The organism is Pseudarthrobacter sp. LT1, assembly GCF_035621795.1.
Taxonomy (GTDB): domain Bacteria; phylum Actinomycetota; class Actinomycetes; order Actinomycetales; family Micrococcaceae; genus Arthrobacter.
Window position 1 is genome coordinate 3,410,942 of record NZ_CP141830.1, and the last position, 20,203, is coordinate 3,431,144.

Sequence of the window (20,203 nt, forward strand, 5' to 3'; positions counted from 1 at the left end):
CCGCCTTCATGCAGAGCCATTTGGCCTTGAACAGGGCCTTTATGCCCTGTTGGGGGTTTCCGGCACCCACCTAGCTTGGGGGCATGGCTGCCGGACCCCATGCGGGGTTGGATGGACCCGCATCAGAAGCAATGTTAAAGCTGGGCCGTTTCTTCACGAGGTGGGACCAGACAGAGGACGGCCGGGCGGTGTTCCGGGAAGGCGGCCGCAAGGGCGACATCTTTTACCGTGACCGCTGGAGCCACGACAAGGTGGTCCGCTCCACGCACGGGGTGAACTGCACCGGCTCCTGTTCATGGAAGGTGTACGTCAAGGACGGCATCATCACCTGGGAATCGCAGCAGACGGACTACCCGTCCGTGGGGGCCGACCGGCCGGAATATGAACCCAGAGGCTGTCCCCGCGGGGCGGCCTTTTCCTGGTACACCTACTCCCCCACCCGGGTGCGCTTTCCGTATGCGCGGGGCGTCCTGGTGGAGATGTACCGGGAGGCCAAAGCCCGGCTGGGCGATCCCGTACTGGCCTTTGCCGAGATCGCTGCGGACCCGGCAAAGCGGCGCCGCTACCAACAGGCCCGCGGCAAGGGCGGCCTGGTGCGCGTGTCCTGGCAGGAAGCCATCGAGATTGCCGCCGCAGCCCACGTGAACACCATCAAAACGTACGGCCCGGACCGCTGCGCGGGCTTTTCACCCATCCCGGCCATGTCCATGGTGTCCCATGCGGTGGGGACGCGCTTCATCCAGCTGATCGGCGGGGTGATGACGTCCTTCTACGACTGGTACGCCGATCTTCCCGTCGCCAGCCCGCAGGTCTTCGGGGACCAGACCGATGTTCCCGAATCCGGAGACTGGTGGGACGCCCGCTACCTCATGATGTGGGGCTCCAACGTTCCGGTGACGCGCACGCCGGATGCGCACTGGATGACCGAGGTCCGGTACCGCGGCACCAAGGTGGTCACGGTAAGCCCGGACTATGCGGACAACACAAAATTCGCCGACGAATGGCTTCCGGCCCAGGCCGGAACGGACGCCGCCCTGGCCATGGCCATGGGCCACGTCATGCTCAAGGAATTCTTCGTGGACCGGCAGGTGCCGTTCTTCACCGACTACGTGAAGCAGTACACGGATCTTCCCTTCCTGGTCAGGCTGGAGAAAACCGACGACGGCGCCCTCACGCCGTCGAAGTTCCTCACCGCCCTTGACGTCCCCGGGGAGTCCACGGCCGAGGACGCTGCGTTCCGCACCGTCCTGTTCGACAGGGCCGCGGGGCGGGCGGCGGTGCCCAACGGATCCATGGGTTTCCGGTACTCGGGCAGCGGGGAAGGCAAGTGGAACCTGGACCTTGAGGGGATCGAACCGGCGTTGTCCCTCCGCGAGGTGTCCGGGGAGAGCGCCGAAATCCTGCTCCCCTGCTTCGAGGACGCCGGCGGCGAAGGCAGCATCCTGCGCAGGGGTGTCCCGGTCATGGAGGTGGGCGGCCACCTGGTGACCACCGTGTTCGACCTCATGCTGGCCCAGTACGGCGTGGGCAGGGAAGGCCTGCCCGGCGAGTGGGCGGCCGGCTACCACGACGCCGCCACCCCGTACACCCCGGCGTGGCAGGAGGAGATCACCAGCGTCCCGGCCCAGGCCTGCATCCGGGTGGCACGCGAGTTCGCCCGCAATGCCGAGGAGTCACAAGGCCGCTCCATGATCATCATGGGGGCAGGCATCTGCCAGTGGTTCCACGGCGACACCACGTACCGGGCGGTGCTGGCCCTGGTGATGCTCACCGGCTGTATGGGCCGCAACGGCGGGGGCTGGGCCCATTACGTGGGCCAGGAAAAGACCCGGCCCATCACCGGCTGGGTGTCCCTGGCCAACGCCCTGGACTGGTCACGGCCGCCGCGGACCATGACCGGCACCAGCTACTGGTACATGCACACGGACCAGTGGCGGCAGGATGGGTACTCCGCCGACGCCCTCAAGTCTCCCCTGTCCACCGGCAAGCTGGACGGCATGCACACGGCGGACGCGATCGCCCAGTCCGCACGGCTCGGCTGGATGCCGTTCTACCCCCAGTTCGACCGCAACCCCCTGGACATAGCTGACGAGGCGGAGGCCGCGGTGGCCGCCGGGAACGCCGCGGACACACCCTCCTACATTGCCGAATCGCTGAAGAACCGCTCCCTCAACCCGGCAATCGAGGATGTGGATGCCCCGGCCAACTGGCCGCGGACCCTGGTGCTGTGGCGGTCCAACCTGTTCGGCTCCTCGGCCAAGGGCAACGAGTATTTCCTCCGCAACCTGCTGGGAACCCACAACAACGTCCTGGGCGGGGACAGTGCAGAGGAACTCAAGCCCCGCGACGTGGCCTGGTACCAGGAGGCGCCGGAGGGAAAGCTGGACCTCCTGGTCTCCGCCGACTTCCGGATGACGTCCACCACGCTGCTGTCCGACGTCGTGTTTCCCGCCGCCACCTGGTACGAAAAACATGACCTTTCCTCCACGGACATGCACCCGTTCGTGCACGCGTTCAGCCCCGCCATCGACCCGCCCTGGGAAACCAAGACGGACTTTGACACCTTCCACCTGCTGGCCCGGGAATTCTCCCGGCTTGCCAGGACCCACCTCGGCGTCCGCCGCGACCTCGTCAGCGTCCCGCTGCAGCACGACACCCCGGGCCAGCTCGCCCAGCCCGGCGGCCGGGTCCGCGACTGGCGGGACCCGGACATCCCTGCGGTGCCGGGGCAGAACATGCCCGTCTTTTCGGTCGTGGAACGGGACTACACGGCCATCGCGGACAAGCTCGCCGCCGTCGGACCCCTGGCCGACAAACTCGGCTTCACCGTCAAGAACGTCACCTACAAAATGGCCGAACCGCTGGCCCGGCTCAGCCACGCCAACGGCGTGATGCTGGGCGGGGCGGCGGACGGCCGGCCAGCCATGGACACCGACGCGAAGATGGCCGAAGCAATCCTGGCCTTCTCCGGCACCACCAACGGCCTGCTGTCCGTCCAGGGCTTCAAGGAGCTGGAGGTCCGCACCGGCAGGAAACTGGCCGACCTGGCGGAGGGCTCGGAGGAAAAGTTCATCACCTTCGCCCAGACCCAGGCAGGTCCGGTCCCGGTGATCACATCCCCGGAGTGGTCCGGCTCGGAGACCGGCGGCCGGCGGTACGCCCCGTTCACCATCAACATCGAACGGCTCAAACCCTTCCATACCCTCACCGGCAGGATGCATTTCTTCCTGGACCACGACTGGATGACCGACATCGGCGAGGCCCTGCCCATCTACCGGCCGCCGCTGGACATGCACCGGCTGTTCGGCGAACCACGGCTCGGCTCCGACGGCGCCATGGAGGTGACGGTCAGGTACCTGACCCCCCACTCCAAGTGGTCCATCCACTCCGAATACCAGGACAACCTGCTGATGCTGTCCTTGTCCCGCGGCGGGCCGACGGTCTGGATGAGCCCGGCCGACGCGGATGCCATCAAGGTCCGGGACAACGACTGGGTGGAGTGCACCAACGTCAACGGGGTACTGGTGGCACGGGCGATTGTCAGCCACCGCATGCCGGCCGGGGTGGTCTACGTCCACCACGCCCAGGAGCGCACCATCGACGTACCGAAATCGGAAGCGACCGGCCGGCGCGGCGGCATCCACAATTCCGTGACCCGGCTGCTGGTGAAACCCTCGCACCTGGCCGGCGGCTACGCGCAGCTGGCCTACGCGTTCAACTACCTCGGCCCCACCGGAAACCAGCGCGACATGGTGGCCACCGTGCGCCGCCGCTCCCAGGAGGTGCAGTACTGATGCGTGTAATGGCCCAAATGGGCATGGTGATGAACCTGGACAAGTGCATCGGGTGCCACACGTGCTCCGTGACCTGCAAGCAGGCCTGGACCAACCGTGCCGGCACCGAATACGTGTGGTTCAACAACGTGGAAACCCGGCCCGGGCAGGGTTACCCCCGCCGCTACGAGGACCAGGACCGCTGGTACGGCGGCTGGTCCCTGAACCGGCGCGGCAGGCTGGTCCTCAAAGCCGGCGGCAGGGTCAAGAAGCTGTTCGGCATCTTCGCCAGCCCAGTCCAGCCCGAGCTCAAGGACTACTACGAGCCGTGGACCTACGACTACAAGACCCTGGTGGACGCACCCCTGGGTGACGACTTCCCCGTGGCCCGGCCCAAGTCGCTCATTACCGGGGAGGACACCAAGATCACCTGGTCCGCCAACTGGGACGACAACCTGGGCGGCTCGCAGGACCACGGGCACCTGGACCCGATCGTGGAAAAGGTCCGGCGGGAGTCCGAGGACAAGATCAAGTTCGCCTACGAGCAGACCTTCATGTTCTACCTGCCCCGGATCTGCGAGCACTGCCTGAATCCGTCCTGCATGGCGTCCTGCCCGTCCGGCGCGATCTACAAGCGGGTGGAGGACGGGATTGTCCTGGTGGACCAGGACCGGTGCCGCGGCTGGCGGCAGTGCGTCACCGGCTGCCCCTACAAGAAGATCTACTTCAACCACAAGACCGGCAAGGCCGAGAAGTGCACGTTCTGCTACCCCCGGGTGGAGGTTGGCCTGCCGACCGTCTGCTCCGAGACGTGCGTGGGCCGGCTGCGCTACCTGGGATTGTTTTTGTACGACGCCGATGCCGTCACCGCGGCAGCGTCCGTCACCGACCCGCAGGACCTCTACGACGCCCAGATGGACGTGCTGCTGGACCCCCACGATCCCCGCGTCCAGGCCGACGCCCGCGCGCAGGGCATCCCGGAGGACTGGCTTGACGCCGCACGCCGCTCCCCCGTCTACGCCCTGGCCAAGGTCTACAAAGTGGCCCTGCCGCTGCACCCGGAGTACCGCACGATGCCGATGGTCTGGTACGTGCCGCCGCTTTCCCCCGTGGTGGACCTGCTGCGCGACCAGGGCCACGACGGCGAGGACACGGGCAACCTGTTCGGCGCCATCGATGCCCTGCGGATTCCCGTGGAGTACCTCGCCGAGCTCTTCACCGCCGGGGACACGGAACGGGTCACCGCCGTCCTGCGGAAGCTCGCGGCCATGCGCTCCTTCATGCGCGGCATCAGCATGGGCGGGGATCCGGACGAGTCCATCCCGAAGTCCGTGGGCATGGACGGGCAAAGCATGTACGACATGTACCGGCTGATGGCCATCGCCAAATACAGCGAACGCTATGTCATCCCCACAGCCCACCTGGAGCAGGCGCACGACCTGGAGGAGCTGGGCTGTTCGCTGGACTTCGACGGCGGACCGGGCATGCAGGATTCGGCACCGTTTGGCGAGGCGAGCGGCAGGCCCGTTCCGGTGGCCGTGGATACGTTCAACGCCCTGCGGGACCGGCAGAGCTCGGACACCATCGCGGCCGGAACAGACCTGCGCGGGAGGGTGAACCTGCTGAACTGGGATGGCCGCGGCGCCCCGCCCGGACTGTTCCCGGACAAGCCCTACCCGGACAGGGGCCCGGAGCCGGACACCCTGGCTGCCGCCGAGGATGGGTCATGAAGCGGCCAGCCTTGGACCGGCCAACCGTGAACCGCCGCGACCAGGTGGTCTACCTTGCCGCGGCCTGGTGCCTGTCCTATCCGGATGGGGAACTGGTGGAGCGGGTCCCTTTGGTCCGGGCGGCGCTGTCCGAATTTCCCGGCGCCCTGCCGGAGTTCGCGCCGGTGCTGGACCTCCTGGAAGCCACCCCGCCCATGGAACTGCAGGCCCAGTACGTCCGCGAATTCGACCTGGGCAGGCGGCACGCCCTGCACTTGAGCTACTGGACGGACGGGGACACCCGCCGCCGCGGCGAGGTGCTGGGATTCTTCAAGGAGGCCTACCGGCGCAGCGGCGCGCTGGTGGACCTGGACGGGGAACTGCCCGATTACTTGCCCATGGTGCTGGAATTCGCCGCCCGGGTCGATGGGGACGCCGGGCGGGAACTGCTGCAACGCTACCGGGCCAGCCTCGAAATGCTCAGGCTCGGGCTGTTGCGTGACAACCTGCCGCACGGCCGGATCCTGGCGGCCATCTGCGCCACGCTGCCGGGAAAGTCACCCCAGGACGAGCAGGAAGTGATGCGCATGGCCGGATACGGACCACCCACCGAAAGCGTGGGGCTCGATCCCTATGACCCGCGGCTGCTGCCCGTCAGGAGGGGCTGACCATGCGGGCACTCGGGGCGGCGCTGGAGACGGGGCCGGGGGCCGCCGTCGTGGTTAACAGCTGGGACACCGTCCTGTGGGGCGTCCTGCCGTACGTTATGGCGGTGGTGCTGGTAGGCGGCCTGGTGTGGCGCTACCGGTACGACCAGTTCGGCTGGACCACCAGGTCCTCCCAGCTGTATGAATCCCGGCTTCTGCGGATCGCGTCCCCGCTGTTCCACTTCGGGCTGCTGGCCGTCATCGCCGGGCACTTCTTCGGCCTGGTGATTCCCATGGCCTGGACCCAGGCGGTGGGCATGAGCCAGGAGTTCTACCACTTCAATGCCCTGCTGGTGGGCGGTATTGCCGGGGTCGCGACGCTGGGCGGGATCGCCCTCCTGATCTACCGCCGGCGCACCACCGGGCCCGTCTTCATGGCCACCACCAAAAATGACAAGACCATGTACGTGGTGCTGACCGCTGCCATCGTGTTCGGCCTGTGGACCACGCTGGCCAGCGTTTTCGAGGGCGAACACGGGCACAACTACCGGGAAACCGTGGCGCCGTGGTTCCGGTCGCTGTTTATCTTCCAGCCGGACATCGCGGCGATGGCGGCCGCGCCGTTCTCTTTCCACCTGCACACCCTGGTGGGGATGGCGCTCTTCGTCATCTGGCCGTTCACGCGGCTGGTGCATGCCTTTACCGCGCCCCTGCACTACCTGTTCCGCCCCTACATCGTCTACCGGTCGCGGGACAGGGAGACCAAGGGCAGGGGCTGGTCCGCCGTGGGCACGCCGGACAGGGACACCCGCAACCGCTGACCGGCGGTGCGTTTGAATGACGTGGTGAGGAGCGAGCAGTGGCCGGAACAACCTCAACGCCAGTCACCGGCAGGGCACTGAACCTGGCGCTGGCCACGGCGGCGTCCGTGGCAGGGTTCTGGGCGTGGAACTCGGTGGCCACGCTGGGCGCCTTCTACACCCAGGACCTGTCCCTGACGCCCGCAACCACCGGGATCCTGGTGGCCATGCCGGTGTTCGTCGGATCGCTGGGACGGATCGTGGTGGGCACGCTCACGGACAAGTACGGCGGCAGGCCGATGTTCACCTTTGTCCTGCTGGCCGCCATCCCTCCCATCCTCCTGGTCTCCGTGGGAGGCCTCATCAGTTCCTTTGCCCTGGTGCTGGGGGCCGGGCTGCTGCTCGGCGTGGCCGGGACGGTGTTCGCCGTCGGGATCCCGTTCGTCAGCGCCTGGTACGAACCCGCACGGAGGGGCTTCGCCACCGGTGTCTTTGGCGCAGGCATGGGCGGGACGGCGCTGGCGGCTTTCCTGAATCCCCGGCTGGTGGCCGGGATCGGATACTTCCCCACGCACCTGCTGATCTCCGGGGTCCTGGCCGTGATGGCGGGGCTGGTCTGGTTCCTCATGAAGGAATCACCGGGCTGGGCCCCCAACCATGCGCCGGTGCTGCCCAAGCTCCTGGACGCGGCCAGGACGGCCGTGACGTGGAAGATGTGCTTCCTGTACGCGGTGGTCTTCGGCGGCTTCGTCTCGTTCGCCACCTACCTGCCCACCTATCTGCGGGACGTGTACAGCTTCGACCCCGCCGGCGCCGGGGCCCGGACGGCCGGGTTTGCCCTGGCCGCCGTCCTTGCACGGCCCGTGGGCGGGGTGCTGGCGGACAAGCTTGGTCCCAAGCCCGTGGTGCTCGTGGCCCTTGGCGCCGTCGCCGTCCTGGGCTGGGTGGTGAACCTGCGGCCCGACGGCGAGGTTCCCGCGGGTGCCACGTTCGTTGCCATGGCTGCCGCGCTGGGGCTGGGAACGGGCGGGGTGTTCGCGTGGGTGGGTGTGCTGTCCCCGGCAGGAAAGGTGGGCAGCATCAGCGGCATCGTCAGTGCCGCGGGCGGCCTGGGCGGCTACTTTCCCCCGCTGGTGATGGGCGCCACTTACGACGCCGTGACGCGCAGCTATTCGATCGGGCTGCTCCTGCTGGTGGGCACGGCCCTGGTGGCCCTGGTGTTCACCCTCTTCGCGGTCCAGCCACGGGCCGGGACGGCAGCGGTTCAGCGGGCACGGTAGCGCAGGTACACCACCCCGTTGCCGAACCGGCGCTCTTCGAGCAACTCCAGCCGTGCCTGCAGCCCGTCCGGCAGGAAGCGCAGGCCGCCGCCAACGGCCACCGGGTTGACGAACAGCCGGCACTCGTCCACCAGCCCGGCTTTGAGGGCGTGCGCCGCGAGGGTGGGGCCGCCGATGCTGATGTCCCGGCCGCTGTCCTCTTTCAGGTCCCGCACGGTTTCCGGGAGGAACTGCCGCTCGAGGCGGGTCTTCGAGGTACTGGGGGTGTCCAGCGTAGTGGAGTAGACCACCTTGTCCGCCCCCTGCCAGATGCGCGCGTAGTCCTGGATGACCGGCGGCTCATCCTGGGTATCCATGGTTTCCCAGACCGACATCACCTCATAGATCCGGCGGCCCAGGAGGTACGTGCCGACGTCCCGTTCCATGTCATTGATGAAGGCGTGGACTTCCTCATCCGGTGCGGACCAGTTGAAGTTGCCGTCCTTGTCTGCCGTGTAACCGTCAATGGACATGATTGCGGAGTAGATCAGCTGCGCCATGGGCCCATTCTGCCGGTCGAATCCTGCGCGGAACAGGCCCCGCCGGAGGTTTGCGGCCAGTAGGCGCCCGGGCCGGGTCAGAGCAGGTTCGCTGCCAGGGTCCTGGCGATGAACGTGCCGTAGCGTTCGGCGGACCATCCCCGCTTGACCACCAGGGTCTCGTAGAGTTCGGCGGCGGTGGAGGTGAACATGACGTCGGCAGCCTCGGCCGTGGTGAGTCCGGGCTTGAGGAGTCCCCTGCCCACCAGCTGCCGGGCATTGTGCAGCATCCGGCGGTAGCGGGCATCGTCCACGTCACGCAGCAGTGCCGCCATGGAAGCGTCCCCGCTGGCCGCCGCGTCCCTGATGAGGAGGTAGACCGGGGCGCCGATGGGACTGATCTCCGTGGCGAACCGGCCGAACCGCTCCATTAGCCGTACCGGATCCGTTTCCGTCGTCTGGGCCAGATCAGACCTCTGCTCCGCCGGCGGACCGCCGGCACCGAGGAGGCTCTCCTCGTAGATGGCGCGGACCAGCCCCGCCTTGCTGCCGAAGTTCTTGTAGACCGACTCTCCCGAGACTCCGGCAGCCCGCGCAATCTCCGCAATGGTCGTCGCGCCAAATCCCTGTGCAAGGAACAGCTCCCTGGCGTGCGAACGGACGCTGTGCAGCGACTCCGCGGCGAGCTGCCGGCGCCGCCGCGCGTCATAACTGCGCTGTGCGGGGCGTTTGCCGGAGGCATTGACTGGGCTCTGCATGCGGTCTTAAACTCCAATCAATACAGTTCACTGTATTGAATTCAATCTAACAGGTCACAGCCTCGCGGGGCGAGGCACCAAGGAGTCTTTCAATGGGCACGCCAAACGGCGTGGACCGCCTCCCCGACGGCCCTGTTCGCCGAATGTTTTCCGCGGCACAGCGGCGCGACCTCGATGCCATGGTGGCTGAGTTCGCCGACGACTACGTCAATATCACCCCCAACCACCCCGCCCGCAGCTTCACCGGAAGCGCGCAGGTGCGGAAGAACTGGTCCGCACTGTTCGCAGGGATCCCGGACATGACCGTGACAGTGCTGGACTCGGCAACCGGCACCGGCGGGAACGTATGGGTCGAATGGGGATCGCAGGGCACCCGCCTGGACGGCGGCACTGTCGAGCAGGCCGGCGTCGCCATCTTCAGCCTCCGCAACGACCGGATCGCGGCCGTGAGGTTCTACCTGGAGCCCGTCGAAAGGGACCCGGCGGACGTGAATGCCGCGGTCCAGGCCGTCACCGGAGCAGGAATGGAAGGAACACGGCCATGATCCTCCTGGTCGGCGCCACGGGTGACCTGGGCGGCCGGGTGGCCCGGCTGCTGCGTGGATCAGGGCAGGATGTCCGCTGCCTGGTCCGGCGCACCACCGACGATTCACAGCTCCGTGCGATCGGCGCGGAAGTTGTGCGCGGAGACCTCACTGAACCTGCCACGCTGCCTCCCGCGTGCCAGGGCGTCGAAACGGTGATTGCCACGGCGACGGCGATAAGCCGACGGTTGCAGGGCAGCAGCCAGGCCAGTCTGCGCGACGTTGACGAGGTGGGCATGGGCCACCTCATCGACGCTGCGGAGGCCGCCGGCGTCCGCCGCTTCGTCTATCTGTCCTTCACGGGCATCGAAACCGCTGTCGAGACACCACTGCGGCACGCCAAGCACGCAATGGAAAGGCGCCTGTCGGTTTCTGCCATGCAAACGGTCATCGTGCGGTCCGACGCCTTCCAGGAAATCCACTTCTCCCCCATCAGCCGCTTCGACATGGCGGCCGGCAAAGTGTCGGTTATAGGGCACGGCAACACCAAGGCGCGGTGGGTGGCGACGGATGACGTGGCGGCGCTCCTGTGCGCTCTGGCGGTGGAGCCGGATCCGCCCCGGTTGGTCGAGTTTGGCGGCCCCGAACCTGTGTCGAAGAACGAGGCCGCTGCCCTCGCCGGGAAACTGATGCACCACAAGATGAAAGTGCAGCACATGCCGCGCCCCGTCGCCCGGCTCGCGGTGAAGGCGCTCTCGCATCGCAGGGATGGCCTGGCCTCCGCGCTGGGAGCGGGCCTGACCTCCGACCTGAACGTGGCCACCTGGGATGACGCGCCCCTCCGCCAGCGTGGGATCAAGCCGAAGTCCGTCAGCGACTTCCTCAAGGAGCAGGCGCAGGCATTGTCCGGCCGCTGACCCCTCGCTCACGGCCGGCGCGACACCAGGGATTGCTGGCCCAGCGTCCAAAGGTTGGAGACCGTCCAGTAAACCAGGACGCCGATGGGGAAAAAGATCCCGCCCACGCCAAAGATCAACGGCAGGACATACAGGAGGATCCGCTGCTGGCGCATCAGCGGGCTGTCAGGGTCCTGCCCGGCCATGGTCCGTGCCGCCACAAGTTTCTGGGTAAGGAACTGGCAGGCAATCATCACCAGGATCATGGCGACGGCGGGCACCGCCACCGCAGTGGGGTCACCACCACCGTGCAGCAGCGAGGCGGACAGCGGAGCTCCAAAAATGCTAGAGGAATCGAACTGGACCACCTGCTCGCTGCCCAGCGCGCCAATGCCCTGGTCCTGCCGCACGGCGCTGGAGATTCCGGACAGCACCTGGAAGAGGGCCAGGAAGAACGGCGCCTGGATCAGCAGCGGCAGGCATGCCGAGAACGGGTTGGTGCCATGCTTCCTGTACAGGGCCATCTGTTCCTGGGCCATGGCCTGCCGCGACGCCTGGTCCGTCCTGCCCTTGTACCTGTCCTGGAGCTCCTTCAGGTCCGGCTGCAGGAGCCGCATCCGGCGCTGGGCCCGGACCTGGGCCAGGAATACTGGAACCAGCGCGGCGCGGATCACCAGCACCAGCCCGATGATGGACAGCGTCCATGTCCAGCCGTCCCCCGGCGGCATTCCCGCCGCGCTGAGGCCGTCGTGGAAAGCCACCATGATGACGGACACGAGCCATCGGAACGGCTCCATCACCGCCGCCGGAAAGTCCACCGAATCCCCCATCCGCAGTTGCTGCCAAGCTACTGCGGATCCTGGAAACAGGAAAGCCCCCGGGATCTTTCGATCCAGGGGGCTTAGCCTGTAGCGGTGGGGAGGCTCGATCTCCCGACCTCACGATTATGAGTCGTGCGCTCTAACCAACTGAGCTACACCGCCACGAATGAGAAAAACCTGCGTCAAGCCGGTCAAACCGCCTTGACGCAGGCCCTCATTCAGAGCCCCCCACCGGAATCGATCCGGTGACCTCGTTCTTACCAAGAACGCGCTCTACCACTGAGCTAGGGGGGCAACGAGTAAATACTCTACCGGAAGATTTACGCACCAACAAATCGGCGTCCAGCCCCTCCCCGGACTGGGAATTGCACCCGCCGCCGGCACCGCGCACGCCGCATTTTCCGCGGAATTCCGCGGCTGAACGGGCATGGACAGCGGAGCGGCCGACGCCGGGAAGCGCCTTTTTAAGGCACGTTACTTACATGCCGGGGCTGGAATGTGTCCAGCCCCACATTCGACTTCCGCTTAAATGCCGATGGGCCGGCTCGAAAGCCGGCCCATCGCCGTCGTCAATCTCTCAACGCGCGGGAGTGTTTACCACTTGCCCTTGCGGTTGAAGTCGCGGTGGCCGCTGTCGCCGCCGCTGCGGGGCTTGCGGGAGCCGTCGCCGTGGCCGGCGAAGCGGGAGTCACCGCGGTCGCTGAAGGAACGCTCCGAACGGTCGCTGTACGAACGGCCGCCACGGTCAGCGGAGGTCCGCTCGCCGTCGTTTTTGCGGAATTCCTTCTTGAACCCACCGTTGCCCTTGAAGTTGCCACCGCGGTCACCGCCGCGGTTTCCCTGGTAGGCGCCGCGGTCGCCGGAGGGCTTGCGGCCGTTGTCCAGCTCGAGGTGGATCAGCTCGCCGCCGATCCGGGTGCGGGACAGGGCGCGCAGCTGGTCCTGGCTCAGGTCCGCTGGCAGTTCCACCAGGGAGTGGTCCGAGCGGATGTCGATGCCGCCGATCTGCGAAGAGGAGATGCCGCCCTCATTGGCGATGGCGCCCACGATCGAGCCGGGCATGACCCGCTGGCGGCGTCCCACGGCGATGCGGTAGGTGGCGTTGCCTTCGGTCAGCGTCCGGGTCGGGCCACGGGAGCCGAAGCCGTCCTTGGACCGCTCACGCTTCTGGAACTCGGGAGCGGCAGGCAGTTCCTTCACCAGGAGCGGCTGGCCGCCCTGCGCCATGACCGCCAGGGCTGCGGCAATCTCGGCAGCGGGAACGTTGTGCTCTTCTTCGTAGGAAGCGATGAGGTCACGGAAGGCGGCAACATCCTCGGACGCAAGGGTCTCCGTGATGCGCTCGGCGAACTTGCCCAGGCGCAGCGTGTTGACGGTCTCGGCGGTGGGCAGGTGCATCTGCTCCACCGGCTGGCGCGTGGCCTTCTCGATGGAACGCAGCAGGTACTTCTCGCGCGGCGTCATGAAAAGGATGGCTTCACCGGAACGGCCGGCACGGCCCGTACGGCCGATGCGGTGCACGTACGACTCAGTGTCGTGCGGGATGTCGTAGTTGATGACGTGGCTGATGCGCTCCACGTCGAGCCCGCGGGCTGCGACGTCGGTGGCCACCAGGATGTCGATCCGGCCTTCCTTCAGCGCGTCGACGGTGCGCTCGCGCTGCTGCTGCGGGATGTCGCCGTTGATGGCGGCAGCCTGGAAGCCGCGGGCGCGCAGCTTGTCAGCCAGGTCCTCGGTGGCCATCTTGGTGCGGACGAAGGCGATGACGCCGTCGAACTCTTCCACCTCGAGGATGCGGGTCATGGCGTCCAGCTTGTGCGGGCCCATGACCTGCAGGTAGCGCTGGCGGGTGTTGGCGCCGGTGGTGGTCTTGGACTTGACCTGCACCTCGGCCGGGTTGTTCAGGTACTGCTTGGACATGCGGCGGATCTGGCCGGGCATGGTGGCGGAGAACAGGGCAACCTGGCGGCCCTCGGGGGTCTGCTGGAAGATCTGTTCCACGTCATCGGCGAAGCCCATGCGCAGCATCTCGTCAGCCTCGTCCAGCACCAGGTACTGGAGTTCGGACAGTTCAAGGGAACCCTTGGCGATGTGGTCGATCACGCGGCCGGGGGTACCGACGACCACCTGGGCGCCGCGGCGCAGGCCGGCGAGCTGGGGGCCGTAGGCGGAGCCGCCGTAGACGGGCAGGACGGTGAAGTCGTCGATGTGCTTGGCGTAGGAGGTGAAGGCCTCGGCAACCTGGAGGGCCAGCTCGCGGGTGGGGGCCAGGACCAGCGCCTGGGTCTTGCGGGAGGGGCCGTTGAGGTCGTGGAGTTCGGCCAGGCGGGACAGTGCCGGCACTGCGAATGCTGCCGTCTTGCCGGTACCGGTCTGCGCCAGGCCCACCACGTCGCGGCCTTCAAGCAGCAGCGGGATGGTGGCCGCCTGGATGGGGGACGGCTTTTCGTACCCGACATCCTGCAGGGCGGCAAGGACGCGGGCGTCGATGCCGAGGTCAACGAACTTGACGGTGTTTTCGTCATCATCCGCGGCCTTGGCAGCGGGAGCAACGTCGGCCGTTGCGGCAGCTTCGGTGGCAGCGGGCTCGGCTGCGGGCGCAGCGGCCTCAGTGAATTCGACGGTAGCGGTTTCAGCGGTTGCCGCTGCGGTGGTTTCGTTCTGATTTTCGGGCATAGAGAGATATTCCTCATCCATAGGGGGCCAGGCGGCACTACCCGAGGTGAGCGGAGCCGCAGTACACGTGCCGATGATGCCGGGCAAACGTTGACCGGCCGGTCACAGAAGTCCGGCGCTTTCGCAATCCCGTGGCAGGACTTCGCGCTGCATCTCTTGGCTGCTATCCCAGCAGTCTGTACAGCGTTTTCTTTAGCCGGCTCTCCCTATGAAAATGCCCGCATCGCTTGCGCGGGCCCCAACACTTGCCAGTCCTGCCTCAAGAATTGGGCAGGAAAAAGGGATTTCCGGAGTGGGGGATGTTTCAAGTGTAGGGCACGGATGCCGGAGACCGGAAATTGAACGGCCGACGACGGCGGTGAGCTTGCGCACACCGCCCCGCGCCCCGCAGCCGTGCGGCGGGGCGGTGCTACCGTCCCAGCCGCCGCAGCAGTACCTCGAACTTGGTGTGGTACTCATCCTGGAGCCGGATCTCGCCGTCGGCCTCTGCTCCGCGGAGGGCCGCAATGATGCCCGCATCCGGCTCACTGAACCACTGGCCTATGGTGACGCCGTGGCTCGGGACGAACGTCCGTTCAATGGTGTCCCCGGCCTGGATGCTGCCGGTGCGGACCACCCGCAGGTAAGTCCCCACCCGCCCCTCGTCGGTGAACCGCTTCACCCACTGGGTTTCCTTCATCCGCCGCTGGAAGGTGGCGCAGGGGGTGCGCGGCGACGTGACTTCGAGTTCGACGCCGGAGCCCACCGTCCAGCGCTCCCCGATCACCGCGTGGGTGGCCTCGATTCCGGAAACCCGCAGGTTCTCACCGAAGATGCCCGGCGGCAGCTCCCGCCCCAAAGCGCCGGACCAGAAGTCTGCGTCGGCCTGGGAATAGGCGTAGACGGCCTGGTCCTCCCCGCCGTGGTGTGCCCTGTTGGCCTGGATGTCCCCGCGCAGGCCCAGCTTGTGCACTTTGACCGGACCATCGGCCGGGCGCTTGTCGATGGCCGTGACACCCACGCTGCCCTGGTCTCCCAGGAGCTGGTGGACGCGGCAGACGGCAAGCACTGAACCTGGTTCCATGGCATCAGTCTAGGGTTTCCGCGGGACGCGCCTGCAAGTCCCCGCAATGGGCACTTCTCCCCGTTGCCGCAGTGCGTTCCTGCTGTCAGGCGGCACCGGCAGGGACTACGCTGATTCGAGACTTGCATTGGGGGTGCAGTGCTGTGCCCACATCTCGCGTGACGAATTTGAGGGGGACGCCGTGGACTCGAACCAGAAAGACCCAAAAGAGGATCCGGAGACCGGGCCGGCACCCGACGGCAGCACTGGCGCCGGCAGCACCGCCAAGCCACCGCCCTGGCAGGTCCCCAAGCCGGACCTGCGTCCCGAGCTCCTCAATGAACCGGTCACCTCCGTCGATCCGTTTGCACGCGAGCGGGAGAAGCAGCTCAACCAGGCCGCGGCCCGCAAGAAGCGCTCCCAGCGACGCACCGTGGTGGTGGGCCTCGGCGTGACCGCGCTCCTGGCCGGCACCATCACGGCGGTGGTGGCCAGCAATGAGGATGACCCTGAGTACGCACAGGTCTGTTTCAACGACGAAACCGGCGAGCGCGTGGCGGACAGCAGCTGTGACAGTTCCGCCGGGCGGAGCGGCGGCATCTACGCCTGGTACTTCTATTCCCGCGGGGCGAGCGTTCCGCCCATCGGCCAGAACAGGTCCACCGCGCCAAACTACACGCGCAGCGTCCCCACTGGCGCCAAGGCGTCCGCGGGTTACAGCAGCAAGGGCGGCACGGTCAGCCGCGGCGGGTTCGGTTCAAGCGCCAAGAGCGGTTCAAGCGGCGGCGGCGGCAAGGTCTCGGGAGGCTGACGGATGAAACGGTTGTTGTCTGAGCCCCGGCCGGGCTGGAAGCAGAAGATCGAAGAGCAGGGCCTCGTCTTTTCCACCACCACCATGGATGACGGGCGCAGGATCGAGTACTGGAACGAATCGGCGTACTACGAGTTCACCATGGACGAGGTGGAAACCCTCGAGCTCGCCGCCGAGGACATGCACCGGATGTGCCTGGAAGCGGCGAAGTTCCTGGCCACGGGCGCCATGGGCAGCATCGGCATCGGACCCCAGGCCCTGGAGCTCGCCGCGGAATCCCTGCAGGCCGCCGACGTGGACGTGTATGGCCGGTTCGACTTTATCTATGACGGCCAGGGCGGCCCCGCCAAGATGCTCGAATACAACGCGGACACCCCCACCGGGCTCATCGAGGCCGCTGTGGCCCAATGGTTCTGGCTGCAGGACGTCCACCCGGAAAAGGACCAGTGGAACGGCATTCACGAGGCCCTGATCCGGCAGTGGAAGAAGTTCCAGTACCGCACGGGCATGAGCACGTTGCACGTTGCCCATTCGGAGGTTGAGGAATCCGGGGAGGACTGGATGACCGCCGCCTACATGCGTGACGTCGCCAGCCAGGCCGGATGGACCACCATCGGCATCAACATGTCCGATATCGGGTGGGATCCCAACCTGAACCGCTTCGTGGACCTGGACAACTTCATGATCAGCACCATCTTCAAGCTCTACCCCTGGGAGCTGATGATGAAGGAGGAGTTCGGCCCCCGCCTCCTGGAGCGGGCCCACAACCCGCGCTGGGTGGAACCGGCCTGGAAAATGCTGCTCTCCAACAAGGCACTGCTCGCCGCACTGTGGCACCTCTACCCCGACCACCCCAACCTGCTGCCGGCGTACCTCACGGACCCGGGTCCGTTGAAGGAATGGGTGGCCAAGCCCCTGCATGGCCGCGAAGGCGACAACATCCGCATCCACGCGGACGGCCTCAAGCTGGAGCAGCCAGGCGGGTACGGCCGGGAGGGCTGGTGCTACCAGCAGTACCACCCGCTCCCGGACTTCGACGGCAACCGTCCGGTCCTGGGCCTGTGGGTGGTGGACGGCGAGTCCGTGGGCTGCGGCATCCGCGAATCGGACGGGCCGGTCACGGACTATTTCTGCCGCTTTGTGCCCAACACCATTGACGCGCCGGCCCCGCTTTCGGCGGTGGCCGGCTCCACCAAGGCAGGAATCACCTTATGAGCACGGACACTTCGACGGCGGGAAGCCAGGGCGGCGGGGCCGGCACCCCGGTGCCGGCCAAGGGTCTGCGGGCCGGGATCCTGGACCTGGGCGACTCCGTGATGCTGGGGCTCGCATCCACCGCCCCGGTGTACTCGCTGGCTGCCACCCTGGGCCTGATTGTTGCCGTCAACGGCAACTACACTCCCCTGATCCTGCTGCTGGGCTTCATCCCGGTCCTCTTCATCGCCTACGCCTTCCGCGAGCTCAACAGCGCCATTCCTGACTGCGGAACCACGTTCACCTGGTCCCGGCAGGCCTTCGGTCCGTGGGCCGGCTGGCTGGGCGGCTGGGGTGTGGCGCTGGCCGGGATCGTGGTCCTGGCCAACCTGGCGCAGGTGGCGGGCCAGTACCTCTGGCTGCTGGTGGGTGACGGGTCACTGGCACAAAACAAGCTGCTGGTCACCGGAACCGGCCTGCTGTTCATCGTGCTGATGACCCTGGTGAACTACCGCGGGATCCGGCTGGGCGAGCACGTCCAGCGCGTCCTCACGTATGTCCAGTACATTGCGCTGGGCATCTTTGCGCTGGCCATCGTCATGCGGATCGTGGGCGGGGCGCCCGAGGGCCAGGCTTTCGACTTCGACTGGTTCAACCCGGTGGGTGCTTTTGCCGACCCCGGCGCCGTGGTGCACGGCGCCCTCCTTGCCCTGTTCATCTACTGGGGCTGGGACACCTGCCTGGCGGTCAACGAGGAAACCGAGGACCCGTCCACGACGCCCGGCCGGGGCGCGGTCATCTCCGCTTTCGTGCTGGTGGCCATCTATGTTTCGGTGGCGCTGCTGGTGATGATGTACGCCACCGTGGGGTCCGAGGGCATCGGCCTGGGCAACGAGGCAAACCAGGACGACGTGTTCCTGGCCATGAAGGATGTGGTGCTGGGGCCGTGGGGCTGGCTGATCGTCGTCGCGGTCCTCGCCTCCGTCCTGTCCTCCACGCAGACCACCATCCTCCCGACCGCCCGCGGCACCCTGTCCATGGGCGTCCACGGCGCCCTGCCGGCGAAGTTCGGCGAGGTGCACCCGCGCAACCAGACCCCGGGTTTCTCCACCAAGGTGATGGGTGCCGCCGCGGCCGCCTATTACGTGGCCATGAGCTTCCTCAGTGAAAACCTGCTGGCGGACTCCATCAGCGCCATCAGCCTGTTCATCGCGTTCTACTACGCCCTGACCGGCTTCGCCTGCTTCTGGTACTTCCGCGGAACGCTCCGGGACTCGGCCCGCAACCTCTGGTTCCGCGGCATCCTCCCGCTCACGGGCGCGCTGCTGCTGACCGCGGCGTTCTTCATCTCGGCCGTCCAGATGTGGGACCCGGCCTACGGCGACACCCAGATCTTCGGCATCGGCGGTGCCTTCGTGAGCGGTGTGGTGCTGCTGGCGCTCGGCGTGGTGCTCGCCGCCCTCTGCCGGTTCCTGCCCGCCACCCGCGGCTACTTCCTGGTAAAGAAATGACAGGTAAAAAATGACTGCTGAAGAGATGCGCGGTGAAGAGCGTGAAGCCGTGCCCGCGGGCCCCTCCGACGTCCTGGACCTCGACTCCCTGCTGTCCGCGGAGGAACTGGAGCTCCGGCAGAAGGTCCGCGACTTCACCCACCAGCGGATCAAACCGGACATCGCCCGCTGGTACGAGGACGCCGTCTTTCCCCTTGAACTGGCGACGGAACTGGGTGAGCTGGGCGTCCTCGGGATGCACCTGGAGGGCTACGGCTGCCCGGGGCGGTCCGCCGTCGAGTACGGCCTCGCGGCGATGGAACTGGAAGCCGGGGATTCAGGCATCCGCACCTTCGTGTCCGTCCAGGGTTCGCTGGCCATGACCGCCATCCACACCTGGGGCTCCGAGGAGCAGAAGCAGGAGTGGCTGCCCCGGATGGCCGCCGGCGAGGTCATCGGGTGCTTCGCCCTGACCGAGCCCACGGCCGGATCAGACCCCGCCTCCATGGCCACCTCCGCGGTCCGGGACGGCAGCGGGGACGACGCCGGCTGGGTGCTCAACGGCACCAAGCGCTGGATCGGGCTGGCCTCCGTGGCCGGCGTCATGGTGGTGTGGGCCATGACGGACGACGGCGTGCACGGTTTCCTGGTGCCGGCCGGCACCCCCGGCGTGACGGCCACGCCCATCCGGCAGAAGCTGTCCATGCGCGCCTCCATCCAGTGCGACGTGGTGTTCGACGACGTCCGGCTGGGTCCCGAGGCCCTGCTCCCTGCTGCGCGCGGGCTCCGCGGCCCGTTCACCTGCCTTAACGAGGCCCGGTACGGGATCGCTTGGGGTGCCATGGGTGCCGCCCGTGATTCGTATGAGGCAGCGCTGGAATACTCGCTGGGACGGTTGCAGTTCGGCAAGCCGCTGGCGGGCTACCAGCTCACGCAGCAGAAGCTGGTGGACATGCTGGTGGAGATCCAGAAGGGCACCCTGCTGGCACTGCACCTGGGCCGGCTCAAGGACGCGGGGACTATCCGGCCCGAGCAGATCTCGCTGGGCAAGCTGAACAACGTCCGCGAAGCCATCAGGATCGCCCGCGAGGCCCGGACCATCCTGGGCGGCAACGGCATCACCACCGACTACTCACCGCTGCGGCACGCCGCGAACCTGGAATCAGTGCGGACCTACGAGGGTACCGACGAGGTGCACACCCTGGTCCTGGGCCGGCACATCACCGGGCTTGGTGCCTTCCACTGAGCGCGGGTTGGCGGCGGG

16 protein-coding genes and 2 tRNA genes are annotated in these 20,203 nt (G+C 67.1%); 11 read left to right on the forward strand and 7 right to left on the reverse strand.

Going from position 1 to position 20,203, the window contains the following annotated elements; genetic code table 11:
- Positions 1–83 precede the first annotated feature (83 nt).
- From VIK36_RS16040 to VIK36_RS16060, 5 genes are read left to right on the forward strand one after another with little or no spacing between them, the layout of a single operon-like run.
- Positions 84–3,794, forward strand: a complete 3,711-nt coding sequence (locus tag VIK36_RS16040; protein WP_324642684.1) for a nitrate reductase subunit alpha — start codon at positions 84–86, stop codon at positions 3,792–3,794.
- Positions 3,794–5,503 carry a nitrate reductase subunit beta gene (gene narH, locus VIK36_RS16045; RefSeq protein ID WP_324642685.1) on the forward strand — a complete coding sequence of 570 codons (1,710 nt, stop codon included), beginning with the start codon at positions 3,794–3,796 and terminating at the stop codon, positions 5,501–5,503. Before VIK36_RS16040 ends, narH begins: the two co-directional genes overlap by 1 nt.
- A gap of 26 nt (positions 5,504–5,529) precedes the next feature.
- Positions 5,530–6,150 carry a nitrate reductase molybdenum cofactor assembly chaperone gene (gene narJ, locus VIK36_RS16050; RefSeq protein ID WP_420716275.1) on the forward strand — a complete coding sequence of 207 codons (621 nt, stop codon included), beginning with the start codon at positions 5,530–5,532 and terminating at the stop codon, positions 6,148–6,150.
- Positions 6,151–6,152: 2 nt separating this feature from the next.
- Positions 6,153–6,950 carry a respiratory nitrate reductase subunit gamma gene (narI, locus tag VIK36_RS16055; protein ID WP_324642687.1) on the forward strand — a complete coding sequence of 266 codons (798 nt, stop codon included), beginning with the start codon at positions 6,153–6,155 and terminating at the stop codon, positions 6,948–6,950.
- Between the two features lie 38 nt (positions 6,951–6,988).
- On the forward strand, positions 6,989–8,209 hold the full coding sequence (locus VIK36_RS16060) for an MFS transporter (protein WP_324642688.1): 1,221 nt from the start codon (positions 6,989–6,991) through the stop codon (positions 8,207–8,209).
- On the opposite strand, the gene VIK36_RS16065 is transcribed toward VIK36_RS16060, so the two are convergent.
- Positions 8,194–8,748, reverse strand: a complete 555-nt coding sequence (locus tag VIK36_RS16065; protein WP_324642689.1) for a dihydrofolate reductase family protein — start codon at positions 8,746–8,748, stop codon at positions 8,194–8,196. The two genes, VIK36_RS16060 and VIK36_RS16065, sit on opposite strands and share 16 nt — an antisense overlap.
- A gap of 77 nt (positions 8,749–8,825) precedes the next feature.
- Positions 8,826–9,485, reverse strand: a complete 660-nt coding sequence (locus VIK36_RS16070; protein WP_324642690.1) for a helix-turn-helix domain-containing protein — start codon at positions 9,483–9,485, stop codon at positions 8,826–8,828.
- Positions 9,486–9,577: 92 nt separating this feature from the next.
- Between VIK36_RS16070 and VIK36_RS16075 the strand changes: the two genes are divergently transcribed.
- Together VIK36_RS16075 and VIK36_RS16080 are read left to right on the forward strand one after the other, a co-directional pair.
- Positions 9,578–10,030 (forward strand): nuclear transport factor 2 family protein, encoded by a 453-nt coding sequence (locus VIK36_RS16075; protein WP_324642691.1) that lies wholly within the window; start codon positions 9,578–9,580, stop codon positions 10,028–10,030.
- Positions 10,027–10,926: an SDR family oxidoreductase gene (locus VIK36_RS16080; RefSeq protein ID WP_324642692.1), complete on the forward strand. Its 900-nt coding sequence runs from the start codon at positions 10,027–10,029 to the stop codon at positions 10,924–10,926. The genes VIK36_RS16075 and VIK36_RS16080 overlap by 4 nt, the downstream gene beginning before the upstream one ends.
- Positions 10,927–10,934: 8 nt before the next feature.
- Here the strand turns inward: VIK36_RS16080 and yidC are convergent, their stop codons facing one another.
- From yidC to VIK36_RS16105, 5 genes are all read right to left on the reverse strand, one after another.
- Complete coding sequence (gene yidC / locus VIK36_RS16085) at positions 10,935–11,735, reverse strand: membrane protein insertase YidC (protein ID WP_324642693.1); 801 nt, start codon at positions 11,733–11,735, stop codon at positions 10,935–10,937.
- A 79-nt stretch (positions 11,736–11,814) separates the two neighbouring features.
- Positions 11,815–11,888 (reverse strand) — tRNA-Met (locus tag VIK36_RS16090).
- A 60-nt stretch (positions 11,889–11,948) separates the two neighbouring features.
- Positions 11,949–12,020 (reverse strand) — tRNA-Thr (locus VIK36_RS16095).
- A 300-nt stretch (positions 12,021–12,320) separates the two neighbouring features.
- Positions 12,321–14,402 (reverse strand): DEAD/DEAH box helicase, encoded by a 2,082-nt coding sequence (locus tag VIK36_RS16100; RefSeq protein ID WP_324642694.1) that lies wholly within the window; start codon positions 14,400–14,402, stop codon positions 12,321–12,323.
- A 409-nt stretch (positions 14,403–14,811) separates the two neighbouring features.
- Positions 14,812–15,465 carry an MOSC domain-containing protein gene (locus VIK36_RS16105; protein WP_324642696.1) on the reverse strand — a complete coding sequence of 218 codons (654 nt, stop codon included), beginning with the start codon at positions 15,463–15,465 and terminating at the stop codon, positions 14,812–14,814.
- 181 nt (positions 15,466–15,646) lie between these two features.
- Between VIK36_RS16105 and VIK36_RS16110 the strand changes: the two genes are divergently transcribed.
- From VIK36_RS16110 to VIK36_RS16125, 4 genes are read left to right on the forward strand one after another with little or no spacing between them, the layout of a single operon-like run.
- Positions 15,647–16,255 carry a Tat pathway signal protein gene (locus VIK36_RS16110; protein ID WP_324642697.1) on the forward strand — a complete coding sequence of 203 codons (609 nt, stop codon included), beginning with the start codon at positions 15,647–15,649 and terminating at the stop codon, positions 16,253–16,255.
- 3 nt (positions 16,256–16,258) lie between these two features.
- On the forward strand, positions 16,259–17,470 hold the full coding sequence (locus VIK36_RS16115; RefSeq protein WP_324642698.1) for a glutathionylspermidine synthase family protein: 1,212 nt from the start codon (positions 16,259–16,261) through the stop codon (positions 17,468–17,470).
- The gene (locus VIK36_RS16120; protein ID WP_324642699.1) at positions 17,467–18,960 is read left to right on the forward strand and encodes an APC family permease; all 1,494 of its coding nucleotides are present in this window, start codon (positions 17,467–17,469) and stop codon (positions 18,958–18,960) included. The genes VIK36_RS16115 and VIK36_RS16120 overlap by 4 nt, the downstream gene beginning before the upstream one ends.
- A gap of 10 nt (positions 18,961–18,970) precedes the next feature.
- Entirely contained in the window at positions 18,971–20,185 is a 1,215-nt protein-coding gene (locus VIK36_RS16125) for an acyl-CoA dehydrogenase family protein (RefSeq protein ID WP_324642700.1), read from the forward strand.
- Positions 20,186–20,203 lie beyond the last annotated feature (18 nt).

What these genes read in the sequence shown, in the direction of transcription:
- narH (WP_324642685.1), top strand. Translation starts at nt 3,794, where the DNA reads ATGCGTGTAATGGCCCAAATGGGCATGGTGATGAACCTGGACAAGTGC.
- VIK36_RS16105 (WP_324642696.1), bottom strand. Translation starts at nt 15,465, where the DNA reads ATGGAACCAGGTTCAGTGCTTGCCGTCTGCCGCGTCCACCAGCTCCTG.
- VIK36_RS16070 (WP_324642690.1), bottom strand. Translation starts at nt 9,485, where the DNA reads ATGCAGAGCCCAGTCAATGCCTCCGGCAAACGCCCCGCACAGCGCAGT.
- VIK36_RS16125 (WP_324642700.1), top strand. Translation starts at nt 18,971, where the DNA reads ATGACTGCTGAAGAGATGCGCGGTGAAGAGCGTGAAGCCGTGCCCGCG.
- VIK36_RS16080 (WP_324642692.1), top strand. Translation starts at nt 10,027, where the DNA reads ATGATCCTCCTGGTCGGCGCCACGGGTGACCTGGGCGGCCGGGTGGCC.
- VIK36_RS16040 (WP_324642684.1), top strand. Translation starts at nt 84, where the DNA reads ATGGCTGCCGGACCCCATGCGGGGTTGGATGGACCCGCATCAGAAGCA.
- VIK36_RS16115 (WP_324642698.1), top strand. Translation starts at nt 16,259, where the DNA reads ATGAAACGGTTGTTGTCTGAGCCCCGGCCGGGCTGGAAGCAGAAGATC.
- VIK36_RS16065 (WP_324642689.1), bottom strand. Translation starts at nt 8,748, where the DNA reads ATGGCGCAGCTGATCTACTCCGCAATCATGTCCATTGACGGTTACACG.
- VIK36_RS16100 (WP_324642694.1), bottom strand. Translation starts at nt 14,402, where the DNA reads ATGCCCGAAAATCAGAACGAAACCACCGCAGCGGCAACCGCTGAAACC.
- narI (WP_324642687.1), top strand. Translation starts at nt 6,153, where the DNA reads ATGCGGGCACTCGGGGCGGCGCTGGAGACGGGGCCGGGGGCCGCCGTC.
- VIK36_RS16075 (WP_324642691.1), top strand. Translation starts at nt 9,578, where the DNA reads ATGGGCACGCCAAACGGCGTGGACCGCCTCCCCGACGGCCCTGTTCGC.
- VIK36_RS16120 (WP_324642699.1), top strand. Translation starts at nt 17,467, where the DNA reads ATGAGCACGGACACTTCGACGGCGGGAAGCCAGGGCGGCGGGGCCGGC.
- yidC (WP_324642693.1), bottom strand. Translation starts at nt 11,735, where the DNA reads ATGGGGGATTCGGTGGACTTTCCGGCGGCGGTGATGGAGCCGTTCCGA.